The 24,722-nt window shown below is 62.8% G+C and carries 22 protein-coding genes and 1 pseudogene; 16 read left to right on the forward strand and 7 right to left on the reverse strand.

Annotated features, from left to right (window positions below):
• Positions 1–41 precede the first annotated feature (41 nt).
• The 3 genes from ACIP1G_RS02985 to ACIP1G_RS02995 form a co-directional block, all read right to left on the reverse strand.
• The gene (locus tag ACIP1G_RS02985; protein ID WP_400733539.1) at positions 42–2,549 is read right to left on the reverse strand and encodes a toll/interleukin-1 receptor domain-containing protein; all 2,508 of its coding nucleotides are present in this window, start codon (positions 2,547–2,549) and stop codon (positions 42–44) included.
• A 173-nt stretch (positions 2,550–2,722) separates the two neighbouring features.
• Positions 2,723–3,286: a hypothetical protein gene (locus ACIP1G_RS02990; protein ID WP_400733540.1), complete on the reverse strand. Its 564-nt coding sequence runs from the start codon at positions 3,284–3,286 to the stop codon at positions 2,723–2,725.
• On the reverse strand, positions 3,287–4,996 hold the full coding sequence (locus ACIP1G_RS02995) for a toll/interleukin-1 receptor domain-containing protein (protein ID WP_400733542.1): 1,710 nt from the start codon (positions 4,994–4,996) through the stop codon (positions 3,287–3,289).
• Positions 4,997–5,159: 163 nt separating this feature from the next.
• Here ACIP1G_RS02995 and ACIP1G_RS03000 point away from each other — a divergent pair, with 163 nt between their 5' ends.
• Positions 5,160–6,014, forward strand: a complete 855-nt coding sequence (locus ACIP1G_RS03000; protein ID WP_400733544.1) for a patatin-like phospholipase family protein — start codon at positions 5,160–5,162, stop codon at positions 6,012–6,014.
• A gap of 31 nt (positions 6,015–6,045) precedes the next feature.
• Here the strand turns inward: ACIP1G_RS03000 and paaX are convergent, their stop codons facing one another.
• Both paaX and paaY read right to left on the reverse strand, forming a co-directional pair.
• A complete protein-coding gene (gene paaX, locus ACIP1G_RS03005) occupies positions 6,046–6,969 on the reverse strand; it encodes a phenylacetic acid degradation operon negative regulatory protein PaaX (protein ID WP_400733545.1) in 924 nt (307 codons plus the stop codon).
• A 77-nt stretch (positions 6,970–7,046) separates the two neighbouring features.
• The gene (gene paaY / locus ACIP1G_RS03010; RefSeq protein WP_400733547.1) at positions 7,047–7,646 is read right to left on the reverse strand and encodes a phenylacetic acid degradation protein PaaY; all 600 of its coding nucleotides are present in this window, start codon (positions 7,644–7,646) and stop codon (positions 7,047–7,049) included.
• A gap of 353 nt (positions 7,647–7,999) precedes the next feature.
• Here paaY and paaF point away from each other — a divergent pair, with 353 nt between their 5' ends.
• The 15 genes and pseudogenes from paaF to paaZ all read left to right on the forward strand — a co-directional run bounded on the left by paaF (position 8,000) and on the right by paaZ (position 23,832).
• The gene (gene paaF, locus ACIP1G_RS03015; protein ID WP_400733548.1) at positions 8,000–8,773 is read left to right on the forward strand and encodes a 2,3-dehydroadipyl-CoA hydratase PaaF; all 774 of its coding nucleotides are present in this window, start codon (positions 8,000–8,002) and stop codon (positions 8,771–8,773) included.
• A 34-nt stretch (positions 8,774–8,807) separates the two neighbouring features.
• Positions 8,808–9,599 (forward strand): 2-(1,2-epoxy-1,2-dihydrophenyl)acetyl-CoA isomerase PaaG, encoded by a 792-nt coding sequence (gene paaG, locus ACIP1G_RS03020; protein ID WP_400733551.1) that lies wholly within the window; start codon positions 8,808–8,810, stop codon positions 9,597–9,599.
• A gap of 2 nt (positions 9,600–9,601) precedes the next feature.
• Complete coding sequence (gene paaH / locus ACIP1G_RS03025; RefSeq protein ID WP_400733554.1) at positions 9,602–11,119, forward strand: 3-hydroxyacyl-CoA dehydrogenase PaaH; 1,518 nt, start codon at positions 9,602–9,604, stop codon at positions 11,117–11,119.
• Positions 11,112–11,552, forward strand: coding sequence for a hydroxyphenylacetyl-CoA thioesterase PaaI (gene paaI, locus ACIP1G_RS03030; RefSeq protein ID WP_400733555.1), 441 nt, complete (start codon positions 11,112–11,114; stop codon positions 11,550–11,552). The genes paaH and paaI overlap by 8 nt, the downstream gene beginning before the upstream one ends.
• Positions 11,545–12,765, forward strand: coding sequence for a 3-oxoadipyl-CoA thiolase (gene pcaF, locus ACIP1G_RS03035; protein ID WP_400733558.1), 1,221 nt, complete (start codon positions 11,545–11,547; stop codon positions 12,763–12,765). Before paaI ends, pcaF begins: the two co-directional genes overlap by 8 nt.
• Before the next feature lie 121 nt (positions 12,766–12,886).
• A complete protein-coding gene (gene paaK, locus ACIP1G_RS03040) occupies positions 12,887–14,206 on the forward strand; it encodes a phenylacetate--CoA ligase PaaK (RefSeq protein ID WP_400733561.1) in 1,320 nt (439 codons plus the stop codon).
• Positions 14,207–14,752: 546 nt separating this feature from the next.
• Complete coding sequence (gene paaA, locus ACIP1G_RS03045; protein WP_400733563.1) at positions 14,753–15,742, forward strand: 1,2-phenylacetyl-CoA epoxidase subunit PaaA; 990 nt, start codon at positions 14,753–14,755, stop codon at positions 15,740–15,742.
• A 25-nt stretch (positions 15,743–15,767) separates the two neighbouring features.
• A complete protein-coding gene (gene paaB / locus ACIP1G_RS03050; RefSeq protein WP_004374528.1) occupies positions 15,768–16,049 on the forward strand; it encodes a 1,2-phenylacetyl-CoA epoxidase subunit PaaB in 282 nt (93 codons plus the stop codon).
• 8 nt (positions 16,050–16,057) lie between these two features.
• A complete protein-coding gene (gene paaC, locus ACIP1G_RS03055; RefSeq protein WP_400733566.1) occupies positions 16,058–16,816 on the forward strand; it encodes a 1,2-phenylacetyl-CoA epoxidase subunit PaaC in 759 nt (252 codons plus the stop codon).
• Positions 16,803–17,336 carry a 1,2-phenylacetyl-CoA epoxidase subunit PaaD gene (gene paaD, locus ACIP1G_RS03060; protein ID WP_400733567.1) on the forward strand — a complete coding sequence of 178 codons (534 nt, stop codon included), beginning with the start codon at positions 16,803–16,805 and terminating at the stop codon, positions 17,334–17,336. The genes paaC and paaD overlap by 14 nt, the downstream gene beginning before the upstream one ends.
• Before the next feature lie 15 nt (positions 17,337–17,351).
• On the forward strand, positions 17,352–18,428 hold the full coding sequence (gene paaE, locus ACIP1G_RS03065) for a 1,2-phenylacetyl-CoA epoxidase subunit PaaE (RefSeq protein WP_400733569.1): 1,077 nt from the start codon (positions 17,352–17,354) through the stop codon (positions 18,426–18,428).
• A 170-nt stretch (positions 18,429–18,598) separates the two neighbouring features.
• Positions 18,599–18,907 carry a DUF485 domain-containing protein gene (locus ACIP1G_RS03070; protein ID WP_400733572.1) on the forward strand — a complete coding sequence of 103 codons (309 nt, stop codon included), beginning with the start codon at positions 18,599–18,601 and terminating at the stop codon, positions 18,905–18,907.
• Positions 18,898–20,466: pseudogene (locus ACIP1G_RS03075) on the forward strand (cation acetate symporter); the annotation flags it as partial. The gene ACIP1G_RS03070 and the pseudogene ACIP1G_RS03075, both read left to right, overlap by 10 nt.
• A 40-nt stretch (positions 20,467–20,506) precedes the next feature.
• Entirely contained in the window at positions 20,507–21,739 is a 1,233-nt protein-coding gene (locus ACIP1G_RS03080) for an OprD family porin (RefSeq protein WP_400733574.1), read from the forward strand.
• Positions 21,740–21,777: 38 nt separating this feature from the next.
• Complete coding sequence (gene paaZ / locus ACIP1G_RS03085) at positions 21,778–23,832, forward strand: phenylacetic acid degradation bifunctional protein PaaZ (protein ID WP_400733577.1); 2,055 nt, start codon at positions 21,778–21,780, stop codon at positions 23,830–23,832.
• A 162-nt stretch (positions 23,833–23,994) separates the two neighbouring features.
• Here paaZ and ACIP1G_RS03090 read toward each other — a convergent pair whose 3' ends face one another.
• A complete protein-coding gene (locus ACIP1G_RS03090) occupies positions 23,995–24,264 on the reverse strand; it encodes a DUF6555 family protein (RefSeq protein WP_400733580.1) in 270 nt (89 codons plus the stop codon).
• Between the two features lie 158 nt (positions 24,265–24,422).
• Positions 24,423–24,632, reverse strand: a complete 210-nt coding sequence (locus ACIP1G_RS03095) for a general stress protein (protein WP_400733582.1) — start codon at positions 24,630–24,632, stop codon at positions 24,423–24,425.
• Positions 24,633–24,722: the final 90 nt, after the last annotated feature.

Below are 24,722 nucleotides of genomic sequence, written 5' to 3' on the forward strand. Positions count from 1 at the left end.
GTCAGCGCTGAGCTTTGCGCTGGTAGCGCGTCACGGCGATATCAGCGAGCTCCTGCGCAGCGGGCCGAAATTTCAGCCGTGCTGACAGCCGGCCCGTCGGACTTTAACCCTTCGAGCAGATCAAAGGAGACAACATTGCCGCCCCGGACTTCCCACCCCGTCCGGCAGCGCGCTGCCGCAAACATTGCGGCGTCTTGCGGATGCGGTGCTGGAGGCTTGAGGCGCCAGACATCGGAGGACCCTCGTTTCACGACAAACGCGCCGTCGTCCTCGGCAAGGACTGTCGGTGACGAAACTTCACGCAGCACCTGGCGCCAACGCAAACGCGCTCTTTCTTTCTCCGACTTGTTGCGTGCATCAAAGAAGGCCGCCTCGGCTTGGTTCACCTCGTCATACCTTGGCACCGGCGCGAAATCAAACATGAACGTCTCCTGCACCGGCAAACCTGTCGATGCGTCGAGCACAGAGGCATAGGTGTCGCCTGACACCAGGATCCGCGCGCCGTCCTTAGAGACGATCGCATTCACGTTCGCGCCCTCGAAAGTCTCGTGCGAACTGAGCAGACGGAAGCGCCAGAGTTCTGAGTTTGTGGCCAGATCATAGGCCAATGTAAGTCCGGAGCTGCGGCTGACCACGACTGCGGACTCATTCACGAATGCCAGCGCGCCGAAAGTTGCCGGCCCCCTGAGACCCGCCCCGGAGAACCTGGAAGTAAGCTTCGGAATGATCCCATTCTCAAGATTGAAAACGAGAATCTCAGCGTTAACCACCATGGCAAGTCTCTGTCCGGACTTCGATATGGCTACATACCCGGGCGAGCCGCCATATTTGTCGCGTAAACTTTGCATAGTGAAATCGTGCAGGGTGGCGTCGCGCCGGTCGACAAGGCGGAACATCGGCTGCGTCACTTCATAAGCCCAGTCCCGAAGATAGACGAAACGGTCGAAGACGCGAGCTCCACTACTCCTGACACCCGGTGAAACGCAGACAGGCTGGGTGTCGGTTGGAATAAGGATACAGACATCTTCCTGCGCAACGCCTGCGTCGCCGGCTGTATGGAGGCGGATCAGGACGGGCGCGCCAGAACCCTGCGGTGTGAAATGGAACCAGTCACCCGTGCCGCATAATTGATACGGTTCGTCCGAAGCACAGAGCGCGGCGAGGTCGCCAACGGCTTCGTCCGGCGCATTCGCCGACTCAAGTCGCTCAGGCTGTTCCACGGGCGGTTGGGCGTCGATGTCGGCATAGATTGTGTCGAGCGACTGCGTGCGCACTCCGCAGGGTGTGCCATCGTCCTGCGGAGTGTGGGTGAACACCACCTCCGTCATCTCAACCACACCTGTTGCAGGATCAATGGTCGCGCACTGCTGCAGCGGTGCGGCGCGAGTGTCGTCTTCGTCGTCATAGTCATCGATCGATGGCGCGGCACCGACAAAGCTGACACGGCTCCCGTCCACACGGCCAGCTTGCCAGACGATATTGAGATCGAGCGCGGCAGCGAGCCTGATTTCCTCCGGTCGCCCTCCGGGTTTGGCACGCCAGAATTTTCCTTCACGGTCGATCGCGAAGATGACACCGTCATTACCGACCGCCACCGCAGTCTGAATATCAAACGGCAGAGCCCGCACTTTGCCAAGCTCTTTCAGGAACATCCGTTCGCCCGCGCGAAATACAGTGCCATTTTCGAGGTTGGCAATAACCGCCGCTCTATCGGGCCAGCGCGGAAGCCAGGCGCCCAGGACAGCGGAGTTCTTCGCCTGTTCTTCCGGCGTCATATCTGCGTAAAGATGCGTGAGAATGGTTGCACCACGGGTTTCGTCCCCATTCTCGAAGGCGGCGCGCATATTCACAACCAGTCGGGTGCGGTTTTCCTCGTCCGCGCGGTTGGATTGCAGGATCCAGGCAGTTGTCAAGATGCCGATCAAAGTCGCGGTCGCACCTGCAAGCGTTGCAATTCTGATTAACCTGCGACGCTTCTGGACTGCGTCTCGATTGATGAGCGAGCCGAGATTAACCCTGAGTATCCCTGCAAGTACCTTGAGCCATGCGTTGCGGAAACCGTCGAAACCTCGCCTCGCATCGCCTGCCAGTAGCTCAAGCGGCGCCGCTTCGCCAGCCCGGACCCGCGCATCGGTGCGCAGCGCCACTGGAAAACACTCCGCTGCGTCGTTACCTGTCTGCGCAACGCCTGGTTCGCCGCCCGCGATAACGGCGAAAATTCGGTCGCCACGTCCCAAACTCTGGTAGAAAAGGATCTCCTTGTTGACCCAGTCACTTTTCGCTGCGTTTGGCGAACAGATAACGATTAGCGCCCCTGATTCGCCAAGCGCATTCTTGATGCTTTCATTAAGGTCGCCGCTAGGCAGCTCTACCCGATCGAGGAAACAGGGATAGAGTCGGTTCTTGCCACGTGAGTCACTGCTCAGCGCAAACGAGCCAAGCTGAGGAGGAATCCGATAGCTCTCCAGGCTCCGATGCAAGCGCTTGGCGAAAGCGGCGTCCTTGCTTGAGTAACTGATAAAGGCTGCATAACGCTTAAGCTCCGACATTGGTTGCCTCCCGCGCCATCGGCAGGCGCCAATCGTAGGCGAACTCCAAAACTTTGTGGAATGATCACGTTAACTTCCTTGGCGTACGGCCTGATCATAACTAATACATACAGTAGTTGAACGCAGCGCTACCTTTATACTTATTCGTCAAGTGTGCATGCGCAAACACGCAGTCAATTCGGCAACCCGTCAGCCTCGTCGCTACGCTGGTAGATGTTGACGCTCCGTACCACCTCTTCCAGCACTGGCTGATAGGCTTCCAGGTCTTTCGCGTAATACGAGAAGGTAATCAGGATAGCCACTTGCGCTGTGAGCGTAGTCATGTAGTGCGTGCGATAGCCGATCACCTCGCTGTTGAGGTGAGTCCCTTCGACCCAGGTGCGGCCATTGATCACGGAGCGTTTGACCTGCTCTACGATCGATGTGGGCTCGTTGCTGGGTGAAGTGGGCATTTTCAAGTGGGTTTCATAGGCGGCGAACGTGTCCGTTTGCGGGTTTCGATACTTCATCGTCGCAATCAACATGGCGTGATAGGGTTGCGGCCCAGGTGGTGTGCAGACCAACTCGGAGCTTTCCATCTCGCACCCCCACCCCCTGGGCAGCGTAATGTCGTACACCGACATGCGGTAGATGTTCGCCGGGGCGGGCATCAGAAAGTTTGCAACTGCAAGGCCTGCTGCGGTCATTACGGCGAAGACCAGCGCCGCGGTGGCAATCGCTGTCAACAGGTTGCGCATCTAGTTGGCCTTCAGCGCAATCGCAGTTTCGGTGCTTGTAATACGCTGGGTGAAGAAGGCTTTTTCCCGCGTTAACGCCTCCCGCTGCGCTTCGCTGAGATCAAGGGCAAGCAGTTCGTCGGTAACGGCCAAGCCACGCTTGTCTACCACCACGCCTTCCGGCTGGCGACCGGTAGCGATCAACGCGGTTGCGCGTACCTCCTGGGCCAGAACTTCCTCCATGCGCAAGGCGATGTAGTATTCGTCGCCCTTCGTCGTCAGGCCAAGCCCTTCATTCACCAGTGCCAAGGCTGACGCCGTCGCGGCAAGCGAACCTGCATTGTCCCCGAGTTTCTCGGTAAGCAGCCAGCCCCGGCGGCGTTGAAACACAGCTGCCTGCTCAAAACCGGTGAGCTGCCGGCGATGCGCACCCTCCTCGGTTTCGCTTTTCATGCCCGGTTGTTTTTTCGCCATCGCTGCGAACAACCCGGCGGCTACCTCGGCCACCTGCGCCGAATCCCCGTAGTTGCCTGCCTTTTCCAACGCGTTGGTCAGCCAACCGACACGATCGGCATAATCGTTGGCCAGTGCTAGCGTGAGATGCGCCTTGAAAAGCTCGCCCTGCTCGCGCGCGTTGTCGCGTACAACGTGCAGTTGCGCGGCATCGTCCTGTGCTGACAGCAGGTTGATCCTGAGTTGCAGGTTGCTCAGCGATGAGACGGCTTCGGCCCAGTCAGCGGTGGATTTCTCGGCGTAGCGTGCTCGCACCTGGGCCTGCGTTTCCTTCAGGTACGTCTTTGCACGTTCCAAGTCAGGCAGCTCTATCAGGGTGCTGATGCGGTCAACGTCGCAGTTGAGGCTTGCGAGCTCGAACTTCTCCCGTGCGGCTTCATCCGCCATGTTGTCGAACAGGTCGCAAGCCATCATCAGCATGGACCGCCTCTGCCCCTCATGAGTCGGGCTAACGCTCAATGCGCTCGCGCCTTCGATGATCCGGCTGGCGGTGAACAGGCTGGTGTCGAGGGTATGCTGCGAGGCTCGCTGCTGGCTCAAGGCATACCAGGACAGCGCCACGGCGAACGCGATCGCACCGGCACTTCCCCCCAATACAATCGCCAATACGCGCTGTTGAGCCAACTCCTGCTCGCGCCTGAGCCTGGGCATGTCGGTGGCTGGCACATCGAACAGGGGCGCAACCAGTTTTATCCACTCATCCGCCAGGCGCGAAGTATGCAGGGGCGACATCATCGAAAAGAAACCCAAGCGCCTAAGGTCGATGATCTGGATATTGGGCGCGGTGACGTCAAGGTCGCCCGGTAGCTTCTCGAAAAGCTCGCCTGCTGCGCGCACGACCAGGATGTTCTCTTGGCCACGATGGGCACGAAAGTCCTGAATTTCACGCTGGATCCAGTCATCAGCGCCCGGTCGGTAAATGGCGTCCGGGGTGGCCAGCACGATCAATCGCCGCGAGGACAAGAGTGCTGGCCGGATATTGCGCTCGTAAAAGTCGTCAGCGCCGCGCTCGTACACCGTGTCGAGGAATACTTTGAGCTTTTCTCGCCGTAGATGCTTGAGCCGGCTGTGAATGTCATAGCGCTGAAGCTTTTGTCGCAGGCGACGTGCAGCCTGGGTGCCATCGGAGCGGCGATAGGAGATAAAAATATCAAAGGCGAAGTCTGTTGGCAGTTGCTCGTTCAGTGCAGGGAGTGGAGGTTGTGAAGACGCCACCATGTTTATTTCTCCCGCCTGCGATAACAGAAATCATCGCTACGAAAACGCGTTGGTGCTCACCGTTTACTCTAGCTCAGGAAATCAACGAAACGGCGTTACTGCAGCCGACCCCTCCCCTGGCATCTACACTCATTCGACACATGTCTGCATAGAGCCTGCCGCCATGCCTTCGCAAACTGCAATCGTCTTCGCCGGTGGCGGTAGCCTGGGTGCGGTGCAGGTGGGCATGCTGAGGGCTTTGGTCGAGGCCAATGTCAAATTCGACATGGTGATTGGCGCTTCGGTGGGCGCAATCAATGGCGCCTACTTTGCCGCAAGGCCCAATGCCCAAGGCGTCGAGACCCTTGCCAGTTTCTGGCTGGGGCTGAATAGAACCGATATCTTCCCTTTGTCCTGGCTCGACACCTGTAGAGGCCTGATCAAACGCCGCGGTTTTTTGCTGCAACCGGCGGCCCTGCGCCGGCTGCTTGGCCAGGCCCTACCTATTCATCGCATCGAGGATGCGCAGCTGCCCCTGCACATCGTCACCACCGACTTGCTCAGTGGTGCAGAGAAAGTCTTGTCTGAGGGTGAGCTTGAGCAAGCATTACTCGCCAGCGCCGCGATCCCGCTGGTGTTCCCTTGTGTGCAGATCGGCGGCCAGTTCCTGGTGGATGGCGGCGTTTCAAGCAACACGCCCATTTCGACTGCCGTAGCGTTGGGCGCCAACAACGTTGTGGTCATTCCTACCGGGCTCAGTTGCGCCTTGACACAGCCGCCAAAGGGCTTGGTTGCCCTGGCCCTGCACACCGTCAACCTGATGAGCATGCGCCAGCTTGTGAGCGACATCGAACACTTCCGCGCGCTCACCAGCCTGCACATCGTCCCGCCCTTGTGCCCTGTAGATGTCTCGGTGTTCAACTTTGATCAGACCGAGTCACTGCTGCAGCGTGCCTATGAGCAGACGCTACGATGGTTGGAGCACGGCGGGCTTGAACGAACCAAGGTGCCTGGTGCCCTGACCATTCACTCACATTAGTAGGGCGCCATGGGCCGATTACCAGGTTCGGTCAAGCTAGCCCGCCAAACCGCTTGTAGAAACTCTCGTTCACATCGGGCAAAGGCCCGTCTGCCGTCTCCAGTGCAGCGTTCAGCCATTCCTCCGCCTTGGCAAACACCAGGCGATAGAGGTTACGGCACAACTGGCGTGCGGCCCTTCCCTCCCAATCCCCTGGCAGCAACTCGTCGGGCAATTGCGGGTCGCGCAGCAGCAGGCGGCGGTACTCGTGAATCAGCAGCGTGCGTGCCAGGAAGCAATCTTGCGCTTCGAGCTGTTGCTGCTCTTTCAGGCCCTGCCACAGTGGGCGGAACAGCTGGATGAACTCGCTGTACTGCTGCCCCAACTCGTCGATACGCCAGCTTTCCCGCACCTGGGCGCGCATGGCCTTGGAGGCGAGTACTTCCTGGGTGTGGGTTTCGAAGACGATGCTGTCGTCGCTGGCCTCAAGGTCGCGCAAAGTGGCAGCCAGGTCGGCACGGTCTGCCCGTGGGCAACCCAGCAGGTTCGGTGCCATGACACCAAACCCTTGCCACTCCAGCTCTTCACGCAACGCCTTGCGCTTGCCACCTTCAAGTTGTGATAGCAACACCAGCGTCCAGGCCCCGTCCCAGGCCGGCTGGCTTGGGCTATAGACCCGCTTGAAGGCTTTTTCGAAACGCCGGCGGCCAGTGCCGGTCAGGCTGTAGTAACTGCGCCGGCCAACCTTTTCAGCAGTAAGCCAGCCTTCCTTGGTCAGGCGGAAGATCGACGTGCGGATCAGCCGTTCATTGATGCCGATCGGCTCCAGCAGGTTGATCAGGCTACCCAGCCAGACAGTCCCGCCGTGGGGCTCGATGGCATCGCCGTACAAGGTGATGATCAGCGAACTGGCGCGGATCGGCGTCTGTTCCTGAAAGCGAGTGATCAGAGTGTTCAGTGGGGCAAGATTGCTCATGGGCGAACTGTGCGCAGATAAAGCAGCGACTATACCTGCGCGGCGGGCCGCCTGGCCATTGCGTGACGCTGCCTGGTTCATGCCGGTGCCTGGCCTTTGGGCCTGACCCCGGTGTCTTCCATGCGTGGGCGACCCGGTTCGGCTTCGGCCAGTGGCGGGCACTCGACCATGCTGCTCATGCAACGCTGTGCCAGGTGCTGATACTCCGCCGTGCCGCGCTGCTTCCAGGCCAGCTCCTGTTCGCTCAGCGGCCGTTTGACCTGGGCGGGCGAGCCCATTACCAGGCTTTGCGCCGCACATTCGAAGCCTGCCTTAACGAACGCGGTAGCCGCGACGATGCAGCGTGGCGCGACATGCGCGCCGTCCATTACCACGGCGTTCATGCCAATCAAGGCGTCCTCGCCCACTCGGCAGCCGTGCAGCACAGCGCCATGGCCGACATGCCCGTTGCGCTCCACGACTGTGTCGCCCCCCGGAAAGCCATGCATGACGCAGGTGTCCTGCAGGTTGGCACCCTCCTCCAGCACGATGCGGCCGAAATCCCCCCTCAGCGACGCCAGTGGGCCGATGTAGCAACGAGGGCCGATGATCACATCGCCGATCAGCACTGCGCTTGGGTGCACGTAGGCGGTGGGATGAACCACGGGCGTCAGGCCGTCCAGTCGATAGCAAGGCATGGCGAAGCTCCTGAAATGATTTGAATTGCCATTCGATCTTGTATCACAAGGCATTTGGCCGTCAATCGTCTAAATCGTGTATCACTTTGACCGTACGTATATTTAATGGGCATTAATAGGCTATTTTCCGTGATAAATCTGTGATTAATCATTTCATCAGCTAGAAAAGCTCAGCCGTTTGTTCCGCCACAAACCAATAAAGAGATACATGATGCATTTTTTGATGTTGCATTCGTGTATCGCATAATGCATATACTGGCCTCACCTGGTCGTGACCCGCTCACACCCCTGCAAACAATTCCAAGAAATGCCGGCCCCACGATGAGCCGTGCCTGCAGCCAGAGGAACCCGACATGCCGCGATATCTCGATGTGCAGGCGCCGGAAAACGGCGTCCAGCTCATTACCCTGCAACGGCCCGAGGCACTGAACGCCCTGTGCACTGAGTTACTGGCAGAACTGGCCGCTGCGTTGGGCGCGGCCGCAGAAGACGAGCACACCGGCGCCGTGGTTATCACTGGCAGCCGCAAGGCATTCGCCGCAGGCGCCGACATCCGCGAAATGGCAGAGCGTAATCTGGTCGGCATCCTCAATGACCCGCGCGTGGCCCACTGGCAAAGCATCGCCGCCTTCGCCAAGCCGCTGGTTGCCGCAGTCAACGGCTACGCCCTGGGCGGCGGTTGCGAACTGGTGATGTGCGCCGACATCGTCATCGCCGGCAGCGATGCCCGTTTCGGCCAGCCGGAAATCAATCTCGGCATCATCCCCGGTGCCGGTGGTACCCAGCGCCTGCTGCGTGCCGTGGGCAAGCCGCTGGCCATGCAGATGGTGCTGACCGGCGAAGCCATCAGCGCCCGCCACGCACAGCAAGCCGGCCTGGTCAGTGAAATCACCCAGCCCGAATTCACTGTGGAGCGGGCCCTGCAGGTCGCTCGCAGCATCGCCGCCAAGGCCCCTTTGGCGGTGCGCCTGGCCAAGGAAGCACTGCTCAAGGCTGGTGATACCGACCTGGCCAGCGGCCTGCGCTTCGAGCGCCACGCATTCACGTTGCTGGCCGGCACTGCCGACCGCGACGAAGGCATTCGGGCCTTTCAGGAAAAGCGCCAGGCCCGCTTCCAAGGCCGCTGATCATCATTCCCTCGACTGACGGAGCGAGTCTGTCATGACTTTCCAGCACATCCTGTTTTCCATCGAGGACGGCGTCGCCCTCCTCTCGTTGAACCGCCCCGAGCAGTTGAACAGCTTCAACACCGCCATGCACCTGGAAGTGCGCGAAGCGCTCAAGCAAGTGCGCCAGAGCAGCGAAGCGCGGGTGTTGCTGCTGACCGGCGAAGGCCGTGGCTTCTGCGCCGGCCAGGACCTGTCCGACCGCAACGTCGCGCCAGGTGCCGAGATGCCGGACCTGGGCGAGTCGATCGACAAGTTCTACAACCCGCTGGTGCGCACCCTGCGCGACCTGCCGTTGCCGGTGATTTGTGCGGTCAACGGCGTGGCGGCCGGCGCCGGCGCCAATATCCCGCTGGCCTGCGACCTGGTGCTGGCTGCGCGCTCGGCCAGCTTTATCCAGGCCTTCTGCAAGATCGGCCTGGTGCCGGACTCCGGTGGCACCTGGCTGCTGCCGCGCCTGGTCGGCATGGCGCGGGCCAAGGCCCTGGCCATGCTGGGTGAGCGCCTTGGCGCGGAACAGGCCCAGCAATGGGGGCTGATCCACCGCGTGGTGGACGATGCGGCCCTGCGTGACGAAGCCCTCGCCCTCGCCCGCCAGCTTGCCACCCAGCCTACTTACGGCCTGGCCCTGATCAAGCGCAGCCTCAATGCCAGCTTCGACAACGGTTTTGATGAGCAGCTTGAGCTGGAGCGCGACCTGCAGCGCCTGGCCGGGCGCAGCGAAGACTACCGTGAAGGCGCAAGTGCCTTCATGAACAAGCGCACGCCAGCATTCAAGGGGCGCTGAACATGGGTCCACTCGCAAACAATGTGCAGGTGGCGGTTATCGGTGCCGGCGCCATGGGTGCCGGCATCGCCCAGGTCGCGGCCCAGGCCGGCCACCCGGTAAAGCTCTATGACAACCGCCCGGGGGCTGCCGCCCAAGCGGTCGCCGGCATTGATCGGCAACTGGCCCGCCTGGTGGAAAAAGGCAAGTTACAGGCCGCTGAGCACGCAGCGATCAGCGCCCGCCTGTGCCCGGTGGACATCCTCGACGCGTTGACCGATGCCCGCCTGGTGATCGAAGCCATTGTCGAGAACCTGGCAGTTAAACAGGCACTGTTCAGCCAGCTTGAAGCGTTGTGCGCCGACGACTGCATTCTCGCCAGCAACACCTCGTCGCTGTCCATCACCAGCCTGGCCGCCGGGCTGAAGCGCCCGCAGCAAGTGGTGGGCATGCACTTCTTCAACCCGGCGCCACTGATGGCCCTGGTCGAAGTGGTATCGGGCTTGGCGACCGACCCGGCTGTGGCCGCATGCATCTACGATACTGCCCATGCCTGGGGCAAAAAACCGGTACATACGCGCTCTACGCCGGGTTTCATCGTCAACCGTGTGGCGCGGCCGTTCTATGCCGAAAGCCTGCGCTTGTTGCAGGAAGGTGCAGCCGACTGCGCCAGCCTCGATGCACTGCTGCGTGACGCCGGCGGCTTCCGCATGGGCGCGTTCGAACTCACCGACCTGATCGGCCACGATGTCAATTACGCCGTTACTTGCTCGGTATTCGATGCTTTCTATGGCGACTTCCGCTTCCAGCCTTCGCTGGTGCAAAAAGAGCTGGTAGACGCCGGTCGCCTCGGCCGCAAGACCGGGCAAGGCTTCTATAGCTACGCCGAAGGCGCCGAGCGCCCGCAACCTGCCGAGCTGCACAGCCCCGCCAGCGCGCAAGCCTGCGTCGTCGAAGGCGACCTGGGCGTGCTGCGGCCGCTGGTCGAGCGCCTGCGTCAGAACGGCATTGCCGTAACCCAGCGTGCCGGCAGCGGCCTGATTCAGGTCGGTGACGCCACCCTGGCGCTGTCCGATGGCCGCCTGGCCAGCGAGCGTGCCCGTGAAGACGGCCTGCGCAACCTGGTGCTGCTTGACCTCGCGCTGGACTACAGCAGCGCCACGCGGATTGCCATCAGCTGGTCCGCCGATACCACCGACAGCGCCCGCGACCAGGCCGTGGCCCTGCTGCAACGCGCCGGCCTGAAAGTGACCGCCGTCGCCGACCTGCCCGGGCTGGTGGTACTGCGCACCGTGGCAATGCTCGCCAACGAGGCCGCCGATGCCGTGCTGCAAGGCGTCGGCAGCGCAGCCGACATCGACCTGGCCATGCGCGCCGGCGTCAACTACCCCTGCGGCCCGCTTGCCTGGGCCGCGAACATTGGCATCCGCCACACCCTGCGCGTGCTCGACAACCTGCAACGCAGCTATGGCGAGAGCCGTTACCGCCCATCCCTGCTGTTGCGCCGCTGCGAAGCCAAAGGAGGCACCCTGCATGACTGAAGTGGAACTGGCACAAGCCTGTGCCGACGCCATGTACGCCCGCGACCAGGCCACCCAGGGCCTGGGCATCAGCCTGCTGGATGCCGGCCCGGGCCAGGCCTGCCTGCGCATGCCGGTGCGTGCCGACATGATCCAGGGCCATGGCACCTGCCATGGCGGCTTCCTGTTCGCCCTGGCCGATTCGGCGTTTGCCTTCGCCTGCAACAGCTACGACCAGGCAACTGTGGCGCTGGGCTGCAGCATCGACTACCTGGCGCCGGCATTGCGCGACGACGTGCTTACCGCCCGCGCCAGCGAAGTCAGCCGCAAAGGCCGTACCGGCCTGTATGACGTGCGCATCGAGAACCAGCGCGGTGAGCTGGTGGCGATGTTCCATGGCAAATCCTACAAAGTGCGCGGCACCGTGCTGGCGCAGGAGACGCAAGATGACTGAACACACCCTCGCCGATGCCTTGATCATCGACGCCGTGCGCACGCCCATCGGCCGCTATGCCGGGGCCTTGAGCGGCGTACGCGCCGATGACCTCGCGGCGGTTCCGCTCAAGGCGCTGATCCAGCGCCACCCCGAGCTGGACTGGAAAGCCGTGGACGACGTTATCCTCGGTTGCGCCAACCAGGCCGGTGAAGACAACCGCAACGTGGCGCACATGGCCAGCCTGCTGGCCGGGCTGCCCCTCGAAGTACCGGGCACCACTATCAACCGCTTGTGCGGGTCGGGCCTGGATGCCATCGGCAATGCCGCCCGCGCCCTGCGCTGCGGCGAAGCCGGGCTGATGTTGGCCGGCGGCGTGGAGTCGATGTCTCGCGCGCCATTCGTCATGGGCAAGTCGGAGCAGGCATTCGGTCGTGCGGCCGAGCTGTTCGACACCACCATCGGCTGGCGTTTCGTCAACCCGCTGATGAAGGCTGCCTACGGCACCGATTCGATGCCCGAAACTGCCGAGAACGTGGCCGAACAGTTCGGCATCTCCCGTGCCGACCAGGACGCCTTTGCCCTGCGCAGCCAGCACAAGGCGGCAGCAGCCCAGGCTCGCGGCCGCCTGGCACAGGAAATCGTGCCGGTCGAGATCCCGCAGCGCAAAGGCCCGGCCAAAGTGGTCGAGCACGACGAGCACCCGCGCGGCGACACCACACTGGAGCAACTGGCCAAGCTCGGTACCCCGTTCCGTGAAGGCGGCAGCGTTACAGCCGGCAATGCTTCAGGTGTCAATGACGGTGCCTGCGCCTTGCTGCTGGCCAGCACCTCTGCCGCCCGCCGCCACGGCCTGAAGGCGCGCGGCCGTATCGTCGCCATGGCCGTGGCCGGGGTCGAACCACGGCTGATGGGCATCGGCCCGGTGCCGGCAACCCGCAAGGTGCTGGAGCTGGCCGGCTTGTCGCTGGCCGACATGGACGTCATCGAGCTCAACGAGGCGTTCGCCGCCCAAGGCCTGGCAGTGTTGCGCGAACTTGGCCTGGCCGACGACGACCCGCGGGTCAACCGCAATGGCGGTGCCATCGCCCTTGGCCATCCACTGGGCATGAGCGGTGCGCGCCTGGTCACCACCGCCCTGCACGAACTGGAAGAAACCGCCGGACGCTACGCCCTGTGCACCATGTGCATCGGCGTTGGCCAAGGCATTGCCATGGTTATCGAACGCCTCTGAGCGGTTCGGGCCATCGGCCTGTTACCGAACCGAACGCAGCCGTATATGCTGCGCTCATGACACTCACCGCGTGGCCGGCAACCGGTGCCACGCGGCGTACAAGAACAATTCGAGTGAAGCCATGAACATGTACCATAAAGCCGATCGTGCCCTGTTGGACCCGATGGAAACCGCCAGCGTTGACGCCCTGCGCCAGCACCAGCTGGAGCGCCTGCGCTGGAGCCTGAAGCACGCCTACGACAATGTGCCGCTGTACCGCCAGCGCTTCACCGAGTGCGGCGCTCACCCCGATGACCTCAAGTGCCTGGAAGACCTGGCCAAGTTCCCCTTCACCGGCAAGAACGACCTGCGTGACAACTACCCCTACGGCATGTTTGCCGTCCCCCAGGAAGAGGTGGTGCGCCTGCACGCGTCCAGCGGCACCACTGGCAAGCCGACTGTGGTCGGCTATACCCAGAACGACATCGACACCTGGGCCAATGTAGTCGCCCGCTCGATCCGTGCCGCTGGCGGGCGCAAGGGCGACAAGGTGCATGTTTCCTACGGCTACGGCCTGTTCACCGGCGGGCTTGGCGCGCATTACGGTGCCGAGCGCCTGGGCTGTACGGTGATCCCCATGTCGGGTGGCCAGACCGAGAAGCAGGTACAGCTGATTCGTGACTTCCAGCCCGACATCATCATGGTCACCCCGTCCTACATGCTCAACCTGGCCGACGAGATCGAGCGCCAAGGCATCGATCCGCAGGACCTCAAGCTGCGCCTGGGCATTTTCGGCGCCGAGCCGTGGACCGACGAGCTGCGCCGTTCGATCGAGCAACGCCTGGGCATCGATGCCCTCGACATCTATGGCCTGTCGGAAATCATGGGCCCCGGGGTGGCGATGGAGTGCATCGAGACCAAGGATGGCCCGACCATCTGGGAAGACCACTTCTACCCCGAGATCATCGACCCGGTCACCGGCGCGGTGTTGCCAGACGGCCAGCTGGGCGAGCTGGTGTTCACCTCGCTGAGCAAGGAAGCCCTGCCGATGGTGCGCTACCGCACCCGAGACCTCACCCGCCTGCTGCCCGGCACTGCCAGGCCAATGCGGCGGATTGGCAAGATTACCGGCCGCAGCGACGACATGCTGATCATTCGCGGGGTCAACGTGTTCCCGACCCAGATCGAGGAACAGGTGTTGAAAATAAAACAGCTTTCAGAGCTTTATGAGATTCATCTGTATCGCAATGGCAACCTGGACAGTGTCGAGGTGCATGTGGAATTGCGTGCGGAGTGCCAGCACCTCGATGAAGGCCAGCGCAAGCTGGTGGTCGGCGAGCTGAGCAAACAGATCAAGACCTACATTGGCATCAGCACCCAGGTGCACTTGCAGCCGTGCGGTACGCTCAAGCGTTCCGAGGGCAAGGCTTGTCACGTGTTCGACAAACGATTGGCCAGCTGATTCATTCGGCTGCCTTTTCGGCCCCGGCATTGTCCGGGGCTTTTTTTTTGCCTGCTCTCTGATAAAGCATCTTGGCTGTCAGGTGCTTGTCACAACATTTTCAGCGCCTATGAGATCGAGCGCCGCCCGCGCGGCGCTTCGCAGCACAAGGCTGCTCCTACATCTGTTTCGGGACAGTCACGCCTGTGAGGTCACCGCTGTCCGCCTTGTTTGTTCCATTTGATATCGAAGGGGATGCAGTTGCTCTTCATCGATCTCCAGCCATGCACCAAGGCTGCAACCCACCTGGCACAGGAATAACTGGCCCGAAACAGATGTAGGAGCAGCCTTGTGCTGCGAAGCGCCGCGCGGGCGGCGCTCGATCTGTGCATCAACCTTAATCCCAAGCCATCCACCTGGAAGCCCTCACCCCGCCTCCCCGACGGGCAAGCCCGCGAAGAGGCCGGCAATGTGATACACAAATCTTATTCGATACACATAAAACTGTTTGACGTTATGTTTTGTATCGCTTACAAATGACTCATGCCTTAGCAGGAGTCGCAGCACATGTACGCACAGCTAGTGGAAACCGGAGTCAAGCGCGTCAAGTCGCTGGAAGAGATGTCGCCCGAAGAGCGCAACTTCCAGGAAAAGATCGACGCCGAAATCAAGATCGAAGCCAAGAACTGGATGCCAGAGGCCTACCGCCAGACCCTGATCCGGCAGATCTCCCAGCACGCCCATTCGGAAATCGTCGGCATGCTGCCCGAAGGCAACTGGGTCACCCGTGCCCCCAGCCTCAAGCGCAAGCTGCAACTGATGGCCAAGATCCAGGACGAAGCCGGCCACGGCCTGTACCTGTACAGCGCCATGGAAACCCTGGGCGCCGACCGTGACGAAGAAATCGCCAAGCTGCACAGCGGCAAGGCCAAGTACTCGAGCATCTTCAACTACCCCACCCTCAGCTGGGCCGACATGGGCGCAGTGGGCTGGCTGGTGGATGGCGCCGCGATCGTCAACCAGGTCGTGCTGCAGCGCACCTCCTACGGCCCCTACTCGCGCGCCATGATCCGCATCTGCAAGGAAGAGAGCTTCCACCAGCGCCAGGGCTACGAAATCCTCCTGACCATGATGCGCCACGGCACCCAGGCGCAGCGCGACATGGTCCAGGACGCCATCAACCGCCTGTGGTGGCCGTCGCTGATGATGTTCGGCCCCAGCGACGAGCACTCGCCCAACAGCGCCCAGTCCATGGCCTGGAAGATCAAGCGCCAGACCAACGACGAACTGCGCCAGCGCTTCATCGACCAGACCGTGCCGCAGCTCGAACTGCTCGGCTGCACCGCCCCCGATCCTGAACTGAAGTGGAACGCCGAACGCGGCCACTACGATTTCGGCCAGATCCAGTGGGACGAGTTCTACGAAGTGCTCAAGGGCAATGGCCCGTGCAACCAGGAACGTGTCGCCACCCGGCGCAAGGCCATCGAGGACGGCGCCTGGGTACGCGAGGCCGCCGTGGCCTACGCGCGCAAGCAACAGAACAAGAACGCCGCCTGAGCGGCGATTGATGCGGAGATCGAAAATGTCTGTCTGGACCCTCTACGAAGTGTTCGTGCGCAGCAAGCACGGCCTTAACCACAAGCATGTCGGCAGCGTGCACGCCGCCGATGCCGCCATGGCCATTGAAAACGCCCGCGAGCTGTACACCCGCCGCAGCGAAGGCGTAAGCCTGTGGGTGGTGCCTTCGGCACTGATCACCGCCTCCTCCCCGGACGAGAAAGACCCACTGTTCGCCCCGTCGGACGACAAGGTCTACCGCCACGCCAGCTTTTATGAGCTGCCCGACGAAGTCGGACACATGTGAGGTTGGCCATGCACAAAGAAGCCCTTATTCCTTACCTGCTGCTGCTTGGCGACAGCGCCCTGGTGCAGGGCCAGCGCCTCTGCGAATGGTGTGGCCACGCGCCAGCCATCGAAGAAGAACTGGCCCTGATGAACGTCGGCCTCGACTTGGTCGGCCAGGCACGCAACTGGCTGGAGTACGCCGCCGAGCTGCTCGATGACGGCCGTGATGCCGATGCCCTGGCCTTCCGCCGCGATGAGCGGGCCTACCGCAACCTGCTGCTGGTCGAGCAACCCAACGGCGATTTTGCCGTGACCATGACCAAGCAGTTTTTCTACGACGCCTGGCACTTCGCCGTGCTGCAGGAGTTGGTCGAGTCCAGCGACGCGCGTATTGCCGGTATTGCCGCCAAGGCCCAGAAGGAAGTCACTTACCACCTGCGCCGTTCCAGCGAGTGGGTACAACGCCTGGGCGGTGGTACCGAAGAAAGCTGCCAGCGCATGCTCGCCGCCATCCCGGCACTGTGGCGCTTCACCGTCGAGCTGACCGCTGCCAGCGACAACGAAGTGCATCTGGCCGAAGCCGGGATCGCCGCTGACCCGGCGACTGTTGGCGCTACCTGGCTCAAGCAGGTGAGCGCGACCTTCGCTTCGGTCGAACTGCCGCTGCCGAACGCCGCCAGCCATTTCTACCTGGATGGCCGCAAAGGGCTGCACACCGAGCACCTGGGCCTGCTGCTGGCCGAGATGCAATTCCTGCCAAGGGCCTACCCCGATGCAACCTGGTGAGCTGATTGCCGGCGACCGCGGTGCGCGGGCGCAGCAAGGCGACGACCTGGCTCGGGCCTGGGCGGTGCTGGGCGAGGTCATGGACCCGGAAGTGCCTGTGGTCAGCGTGGTCGACCTGGGGATCGTGCGCGACCTCGACTGGCGCGCCGGCCACCTGCACCTGGTGGTTACCCCTACCTACTCCGGCTGCCCGGCCACCGAGGTGATCGAGGGCGATATCCGCCAGGCGCTGGAACAGGCGGGGTTTTCCGCGCCGGAGCTTGAGCGCCGGCTGACCCCGGCCTGGAGCACTGACTGGATCAGCGAGCTGGGCCGCGAGCGCCTGCGCGCTTATGGCATCGCGCCGCCGCAAGGCAGCGCCAGCAAGCGCAGCCTGCTCGGTGACACGCCCCAGGTGTGCTGCCCGCAGTGCGGCAGCGGCCATACCGAATTGCTCAGCCAGTTTGGCTCCACGGCCTGCAAGGCGCTGTATCGCTGCCGCGAGTGCCTGGAGCCGTTCGACTATTTCAAATGCATTTGAGCCGTGGAGAACGCCATGAGCCAGTTTCACAGCCTGACCATCAAGCAAGTGCGCAACGAGACCCGTGATGCGGTATCGATTGCCTTCGACGTGCCCGAGCACCTGCAGCAGCAGTTCCGTTTTACCCAGGGCCAGTACCTGGTCATGCGTACCCAGTTGGACAACGAAGAAGTCCGCCGCTCCTACTCCATCTGCAGCGCCGTGCAGGACGGCGAGCTGCGCGTAGCGGTCAAGCGCGTGCCGGGCGGGCGTTTCTCGGCGTTTGCCAACGAAGTGCTCAAGGCCGGCCAGCAGCTGGAAGTGATGCCGCCATCCGGTAGCTTCTTCGTGCCGCTGGACCCGGCCCGCCAGGGCAATTACCTGGGGGTGGCCGCCGGCAGCGGCATCACGCCGATCCTGTCGATCATCGCCACTACCCTGGCCAGCGAGCCACATAGCCGCTTTACCCTGTTGTACGGCAACCGTTCCAGTTCCGGTGCGCTGTTCCGCGACAAGCTCGAAGACCTGAAAAACCGCTACCTCGACCGCCTGAACCTGATTTTCGTGTTCAGCCGCGAGCAGCAGGACGTCGACCTGTACAACGGCCGTATCGATGCCGACAAGTGCGGCCAACTGTTCTCGCGCTGGATGGACGTTGCAAACCTGGACGCGGCGTTCATCTGCGGCCCCCAGGCCATGACCGAAACCGTGCGTGACAGCCTGCAGGCCAATGGCATGGCCAAGGAGCGCATCCACTTCGAACTGTTCGCCGCCGCCGGCAGCGAAGCCCGCCGCGAAGCCCGTGAAGCGGCACGCCAGGTGGACTCGGCGGTTAGCCACATCACCGTGATCAGCGACGGCCGCGCCCTCACCTTCGACCTGCCGCGCAACAGCCAGAACGTGCTGGACGCCGGCAACGCCATCGGCGCCGAGCTGCCCTATTCGTGCAAGGCCGGCGTGTGCTCCACCTGCAAATGCCGGGTGATCGAGGGCGAAGTGGAAATGGACAGCAACCATGCCCTGGAAGACTACGAAGTGGCCGCCGGGTATGTGCTGTCGTGCCAGAGCTACCCGGTAAGCGACAAGGTGGTGCTCGACTTCGATCAGCTCTGAGACCGCGTCGCCTGCTTCGCGGGCGCGCCCGCTCCCACAGGTTCGTCACCGCTCTCAGGCCTTGTGCGGTCCTTGTAGGAGCGGGTTCACCCGCGAATAGGCCATCAGCAACACCGCAACACCCGCGTGACCTCACAAAAAACAATTACAACACCCAGAGATCGCAACCCATGACACCCGAACGCATAGAAAGCATCGCCAACCACCCCGACTTCCAGCACCTGGTGCGGCGCAAGCGCCGCCTCAATGGCAGCCTGACCTTGGCCATGCTGGTGATCTACTACGGCTTCGTCCTGCTGGTGGCATTCTCCCCCAACACCCTCGGCCAGTCCCTCAGTGGCGGTGTGACCACCGTCGGCATGCTGGTGGGTGTGCTGATGGTGCTGTTGTCCTTCGCCCTGACCGGCATCTATGTGCACCGCGCCAACAACGTGCTCGACCCGCTCAACGACAAGGTCAAGCAGGAGTGCGCACAATGAACTGGACCGCCATCTCGATGTTCATGGTGTTTGTCTGCTTCACCTTGCTGGTGACCCGTTGGGCTGCCCTGCGCACCCGCTCGGCCAGCGACTTCTACACCGCCGGCGGTGGCCTGACCGGCATGCAGAACGGCCTGGCGATTGCTGGCGACATGATCAGCGCCGCCTCGTTCCTGGGCATTTCGGCGATGATGTTCATGAACGGCTACGACGGCCTGCTGTATGCCCTGGGCGTACTGGCCGGCTGGCCGATCATCCTGTTCCTGATTGCCGAGCGCCTGCGCAACCTGGGCAAGTACACCTTTGCCGATGTGGTCAGCTACCGCCTGGCACAAACCCCGGTGCGTTTGACCTCGGCCTTCGGCACCCTGGTCGTGGCGCTGATGTACCTGGTGGCCCAGATGGTCGGTGCCGGCAAGCTGATCGAACTGCTGTTCGGCATCAGCTACCTGTACGCGGTAATGCTGGTCGGCGTGCTGATGGTCGCCTACGTCACCTTCGGCGGCATGCTCGCCACCACCTGGGTGCAGATCATCAAGGCAGTGATGCTGCTGTCGGGCACCACCTTCATGGCCTTCATGGTGCTCAAGCACTTCGGCTTCAGCACCGAGACAATGTTCGCCAGTGCCGTGGCCGTGCATGCCAAGGGCCAGGCAATCATGGCCCCGGGTGGCTTGCTGTCCAACCCGATCGATGCCATTTCCCTCGGCCTGGGCATGATGTTCGGTACCGCTGGCCTGCCGCATATCCTGATGCGCTTCTTCACCGTCAGCGATGCCAAGGAAGCGCGCAAGAGCGTGTTCTACGCCACCGGTTTCATTGGCTACTTCTACCTGTTGCTGATCATTGTCGGCTTTGGCGCCATTGTCATGGTTGGCACCGAGCCGTCCTACCGTGACGCCACCGGCGCAATCATTGGCGGCGGCAACATGGTCGCCGTGCACCTGGCCCAGGCCGTGGGCGGCAACCTGTTCCTTGGCTTCATCTCTGCCGTGGCCTTCGCCACCATCCTGGCCGTGGTCGCCGGCCTGGCGCTGTCTGGCGCATCGGCGGTATCCCACGACCTGTATGCCTGCGTGATGCGCAAAGGCAAGGCCACCGAGCAAGAGGAAATGCGCGTGTCGCGTATCGCCACGCTGGTCATCGGCATGCTGGCGGTGATTCTGGGCCTGATGTTCGAGTCGCAGAACATCGCCTTCCTGTCCGGCCTGGTGCTGGCAGTCGCGGCCTCGGTCAACTTCCCGGTGCTGCTGCTCTCGATGTTCTGGAAGGGCCTGACCACCCGTGGCGCGGTGTGCGGCAGCATGGCCGGCCTGGTTTCGGCGGTACTGCTGGTGGTGCTGGGCCCGGCTGTGTGGGTCAACGTGCTGCACAACGAGAAGGCGCTGTTCCCCTACAGCAACCCGGCGTTGTTCTCCATGACCCTGGCCTTCCTCGGTGCCTGGGTGTTCTCGGTCACGGACAGCTCCGCACGCGCCACTGAAGAGCGTGGCCGCTACCTTGGCCAGTTCATCCGCTCCATGACCGGTATCGGCGCTGCCGGCGCCAGCAAGCACTGATTTTCAAGGACGAACAACCATGTCGGGTAAAACAACAACAATGAACCGCACGCACCTCATGTCAGCTGCCTGGCTGGCCACCCTCGCCCTGCCGTTGCCGGCACTGGCGGACTTTGTCGGCGACAGCCACGCACGGCTGGAACTGCGCAACCACTACATCAACCGTGACTTCCGCCAGAGCAACGCGCCGCAGGCCAAGGCCGAGGAATGGGGCCAGGGCTTTACCGCCAAGCTCGAGTCGGGCTTCACCGACGGCCCGGTCGGCTTTGGCGTCGATGCCATGGGCCAGCTGGGCATCAAGCTCGACTCCAGCCGCGACCGCCGCAATACCGGCCTGCTGCCCTTTGGCCCGAACAGCCATGAACCGGTCGACGACTACAGCGAGTTGGGCCTGACCGGCAAGGTGCGGGTGGCCAAAAGCACCCTGCGCCTGGGTACCCTGCAACCGATCCTGCCGGTAGTGGTGTACAACGATACCCGCCTGTTGGCGTCCACCTTCCAGGGCGGCCTGCTCACCAGCCAGGACCTTGCAGGCCTTACCTTCAACGCCGGCCGCCTGACCAAGGCCAACCTGCGCGACTCCTCGGGCCGAGACGACATGGGCTTCGGTGCCGCCCGCAGCGACAACCTGGACTTCGGTGGCGGCAGCTATGCCATTACCCCGCAAACCAGTGTCAGCTACTACTACGCCAAGCTTGAGGACATCTACCGCCAGCAGTTCGTCGGTTTGATCGACACCCGCCCGCTGGCCGAAGGCATAAGCTTGCGCAGCGACCTGCGCTACTTCGACAGCCGCAACGACGGTGCCGAGCGTGCCGGCAACATCGACAACCGCAACTTCAACGCCATGTTCACCCTTGGCGTGCGGGCGCACAAGTTCACGGCCGCCTGGCAGCAGATGTCGGGCGACAGCGCCTTCCCGTTCGTCAACGGCGGCGACCCGTTCACCGTCAACCTGGTCACCTTCAACACCTTCACCCGCGCCGGGCTGGACTCGTGGCAAGTGCGCTACGACTACGACTTCGTGGCCATGGGTGTCCCCGGCCTGAGCTTCATGACCCGCTATACCGACGGCCGCCACGCCGAAACCGCCACGGTCAGCAATGGCCGTGAGCGCGAACGCGACACCGACATCACCTATGTCATCCAGAGCGGCCCGTTCAAGGACGTCAGCCTGCGCTGGCGCAACGTCACCTTCCGCTCCGGCAATGGCCTGACCAACGCCGTGGACGAAAACCGCCTGATCATCGGCTACACCCTGGCGCTGTGGTAACAGCGCCCCCCTTACATTTGAACAGCATGGAGAACAGCATGTCTGCCGCCCCTACTCTGCAAAGCTTCATCGCCGGCCGTTGGCTCGGCCAGCACGGCGCCCAGGCCCTGCGCAGCGCCCTCGACGGCCACGTGCTGGCTTACAGCCACGAAGAACGCCCGGACTTCGCCGAAGCCGTGGACTTCGCCCGTGCCCGCGGCCTGGCCACGCTGATGGCCATGGACTTCCAGCAACGCGCCCAACGCCTCAAGGCGCTTGCGCTGTACCTGGCCGAGCACAAGGAACAGCTCTACGCCCTTTCCCACCACAGCGGCGCCACCCGTGCCGACAGCTGGATCGACATCGAAGGCGGCAATGCCACGTTGTTCGCCTATGCCGGCATGGGCAGCCGCGAGCTGCCGTCGGGCAACCTGGTGCACGAAGGCCCGGCCATCCCGCTGGGCAAGCAAGGTCATTTCGCCGGCAGCCATATCCTGGTGCCGCGCGCAGGCGTTGCGGTGCACATCAACGCCTTCAACTTCCCCATTTGGGGCATGCTGGAGAAGTTCGCCCCGACCTTCCTGGCCGGCATGCCGTGCATCGTCAAGCCGGCGACCTCGACCAGCTACCTGACCGAAGCCGTGGTGCGCCTGATGAACGCGTCCGGCCTGTTGCCTGAAGGCAGCCTGCAACTGGTGATCGGCAGCACCGGCGACCTGCTCGACCGCCTGCAAGGCCAGGACGTGGTGACCTTCACCGGTTCTGCCGACACCGCCGCCAAATTGCGTGTCACGCCTAACCTGGTGCGCAACTCTGTGCCTTTCACTGCCGAAGCCGACTCGCTGAACTGCGCCATCCTCGGCCCGGACGTAACCCCGGACAGCGAGGAGTTCGACCTGTACATCAAGGAGGTGGTGCGTGAAATGACCACCAAGGCCGGTCAAAAATGCACCGCCATCCGCCGCGCCATCGTCCCGGCCAAACACGTTGACGCGGTGGCCACGCGCCTGCGCGAGCGGCTGAGCAAGGTGGTGGTGGGTGACCCGTCGGTGGAAGGCGTGCGCATGGGTGCCCTGGCCTCCCACGACCAGCAACACGACGTGGCCGAGCGGGTGCGCAGCTTGCTGCAGAGCTGTGACCAACTGTTCGGCGCCAGCGATGGCTTTGCCCCGCGTGGCGAGGGCGTGGCCGAGGGCGCATTCTTCGCCCCGACCCTGCTGCAGGCCCGCGACCCGCATGCCGAAGGCGGTGCCCACGATATCGAAGCGTTCGGCCCGGTCAGCACGCTGATGGCCTACGACGGCCTCGACGAAGCCCTGGCCCTGGCCGCCCGTGGCAAGGGCAGCCTGGTGGCAACCCTGGTTACCGCCGACCGCAGCGTGGCCACCAAGGCCATCCCGGTGGCTGCTGCCTGGCATGGCCGCCTGCTGGTGCTCGACAGTGAGGCCGCCAAGGAATCTACCGGCCATGGTTCGCCTCTGCCACAGCTCAAGCACGGCGGCCCTGGCCGCGCTGGTGGCGGTGAAGAGCTGGGTGGCTTGCGCGCGGTCAAGCACTACCTGCAGCGCGCCGCGGTGCAGGGTTCGCCGAGCATGCTCACGGCCGTTACCGGCGAGTACGTGCGCGGTAGCGAAGTGATCGAGACCGAAGTACACCCGTTCCGCCGCTATTTCGAGCAGCTGCGCATCGGCGAGTCGTTGCTCACCCACCGCCGCACCGTGACCGAAGCCGACCTGGTCAACTTCGGCTGCCTGTCGGGCGACCACTTCTACATGCACTTCGACGAAATCGCCGCCAAGGAATCGCAGTTCGGCAAGCGCATCGCCCATGGCTACTTCGTGCTGTCGGCCGCGGCCGGGCTGTTCGTGTCGCCGGGGGCCGGGCCGGTGCTGGCCAACTATGGCCTGGATACCCTGCGCTTCATCAACCCGGTGGGCATAGGCGATACCATCCAGGCGCGGTTGACTTGCAAGCGCAAGATCGACCAGGGCAAGACCAGCCCGCTGGGCCAGCCGCAAGGCGTGGTGGCGTGGGATGTGGAGGTCACCAACCAGCTGGGTGAGCTGGTGGCCAGCTACGACATTCTGACTTTGGTATTGAAGCAGCCAGAGTGATGTGTTGACCTCGCGGGCCTCTTCGCGGGTGAACCCGCTCCTACGGGTTTGTGCAGTCCGTGTAGGAGCGGGTTCACCCGCGAAGCAGGCAACTGGGTATATGGCACCGGCTTCGCCGGTGTTCGCGGGTGAACCCGCTCCTACAGGGTTTTGTGCAGAGCTTTACACCATCGCCGCTGGGTCGCCCACCGACTGGTTCGGCTTGCTCCCGGAAAGCCGCCAACTTACCGCCGTAATCCCATAGCGCTCGGCCATCGGCCGGCTGACCTTCCTGATCTTCTCGCGGCCGAACTTGGGAATGATGCCGATGCCCGCATCGCAACTTGCCCAATGCCACGCCTCGGCATTGTCCATGCGCTCCAGACGAATGATGAAACTGCGCGGCTGGCCATGCAGTTGGTAGTCGATGATGTACAGCTGTGGGCTTGGCATCGCTGGGGCCTCCTCTTCTCCATGGATGACACCCTGATTGATCGGGGCATGGCCAGAAGATTCAATATATTGTCGAACTATTGGTACCAGTGGCCTTTGCAGCTTGCCCACAGCGGTAGTACGCGGCACCCGGCTCCCGCAGTGCCGGGCGCTTGGCGTCACTGCTGACGGCCCCCACCGTGGCTGTTCTGCCCACCCTTGCGGCCGGCTTCCGATGCCCGGTCACGGTCGTTGGCGAAGTTGCCGCCAGAGGCTTGGCCGCCCTTGTGGCCCGCGCGCGAAGCGCGTTCCCGGTCATTGGCGAAATTGCCTGGGTTGGTTTCCTTGGTACCGCCACGCTGGCTGGTTCGCTGTTGGTCCTGCGCCATGTCGTTTCTCCTTGCGATGGATTGGCTGCTCGCATGAATCTGAGCCATGCCTTATTTCCGAGCCGCCGGTTACCGGCTCTGCTCAATGCG

Origin of the sequence: Pseudomonas sp. NPDC089392 (assembly GCF_044749595.1) — a bacterium.
In the GTDB taxonomy this organism is placed as follows: Bacteria; Pseudomonadota; Gammaproteobacteria; order Pseudomonadales; family Pseudomonadaceae; genus Aquipseudomonas.

Bases quoted from the DNA above. Each gene is read 5' to 3' on its own strand.
- paaH (WP_400733554.1), top strand. From the start codon at position 9,602: ATGGGTCCACTCGCAAACAATGTGCAGGTGGCGGTTATCGGTGCCGGC.
- ACIP1G_RS02995 (WP_400733542.1), bottom strand. From the start codon at position 4,996: ATGGTGGCGTCTTCACAACCTCCACTCCCTGCACTGAACGAGCAACTG.
- paaY (WP_400733547.1), bottom strand. From the start codon at position 7,646: ATGCCTTGCTATCGACTGGACGGCCTGACGCCCGTGGTTCATCCCACC.
- paaC (WP_400733566.1), top strand. From the start codon at position 16,058: ATGCACAAAGAAGCCCTTATTCCTTACCTGCTGCTGCTTGGCGACAGC.
- ACIP1G_RS02985 (WP_400733539.1), bottom strand. From the start codon at position 2,549: ATGTCGGAGCTTAAGCGTTATGCAGCCTTTATCAGTTACTCAAGCAAG.
- ACIP1G_RS03095 (WP_400733582.1), bottom strand. From the start codon at position 24,632: ATGGCGCAGGACCAACAGCGAACCAGCCAGCGTGGCGGTACCAAGGAA.
- paaD (WP_400733567.1), top strand. From the start codon at position 16,803: ATGCAACCTGGTGAGCTGATTGCCGGCGACCGCGGTGCGCGGGCGCAG.
- paaA (WP_400733563.1), top strand. From the start codon at position 14,753: ATGTACGCACAGCTAGTGGAAACCGGAGTCAAGCGCGTCAAGTCGCTG.
- ACIP1G_RS03090 (WP_400733580.1), bottom strand. From the start codon at position 24,264: ATGCCAAGCCCACAGCTGTACATCATCGACTACCAACTGCATGGCCAG.
- paaE (WP_400733569.1), top strand. From the start codon at position 17,352: ATGAGCCAGTTTCACAGCCTGACCATCAAGCAAGTGCGCAACGAGACC.
- ACIP1G_RS03080 (WP_400733574.1), top strand. From the start codon at position 20,507: ATGAACCGCACGCACCTCATGTCAGCTGCCTGGCTGGCCACCCTCGCC.
- paaK (WP_400733561.1), top strand. From the start codon at position 12,887: ATGAACATGTACCATAAAGCCGATCGTGCCCTGTTGGACCCGATGGAA.
- paaB (WP_004374528.1), top strand. From the start codon at position 15,768: ATGTCTGTCTGGACCCTCTACGAAGTGTTCGTGCGCAGCAAGCACGGC.
- paaI (WP_400733555.1), top strand. From the start codon at position 11,112: ATGACTGAAGTGGAACTGGCACAAGCCTGTGCCGACGCCATGTACGCC.
- paaF (WP_400733548.1), top strand. From the start codon at position 8,000: ATGCCGCGATATCTCGATGTGCAGGCGCCGGAAAACGGCGTCCAGCTC.
- paaG (WP_400733551.1), top strand. From the start codon at position 8,808: ATGACTTTCCAGCACATCCTGTTTTCCATCGAGGACGGCGTCGCCCTC.
- paaZ (WP_400733577.1), top strand. From the start codon at position 21,778: ATGTCTGCCGCCCCTACTCTGCAAAGCTTCATCGCCGGCCGTTGGCTC.
- ACIP1G_RS03000 (WP_400733544.1), top strand. From the start codon at position 5,160: ATGCCTTCGCAAACTGCAATCGTCTTCGCCGGTGGCGGTAGCCTGGGT.
- paaX (WP_400733545.1), bottom strand. From the start codon at position 6,969: ATGAGCAATCTTGCCCCACTGAACACTCTGATCACTCGCTTTCAGGAA.
- ACIP1G_RS02990 (WP_400733540.1), bottom strand. From the start codon at position 3,286: ATGCGCAACCTGTTGACAGCGATTGCCACCGCGGCGCTGGTCTTCGCC.
- pcaF (WP_400733558.1), top strand. From the start codon at position 11,545: ATGACTGAACACACCCTCGCCGATGCCTTGATCATCGACGCCGTGCGC.
- ACIP1G_RS03070 (WP_400733572.1), top strand. From the start codon at position 18,599: ATGACACCCGAACGCATAGAAAGCATCGCCAACCACCCCGACTTCCAG.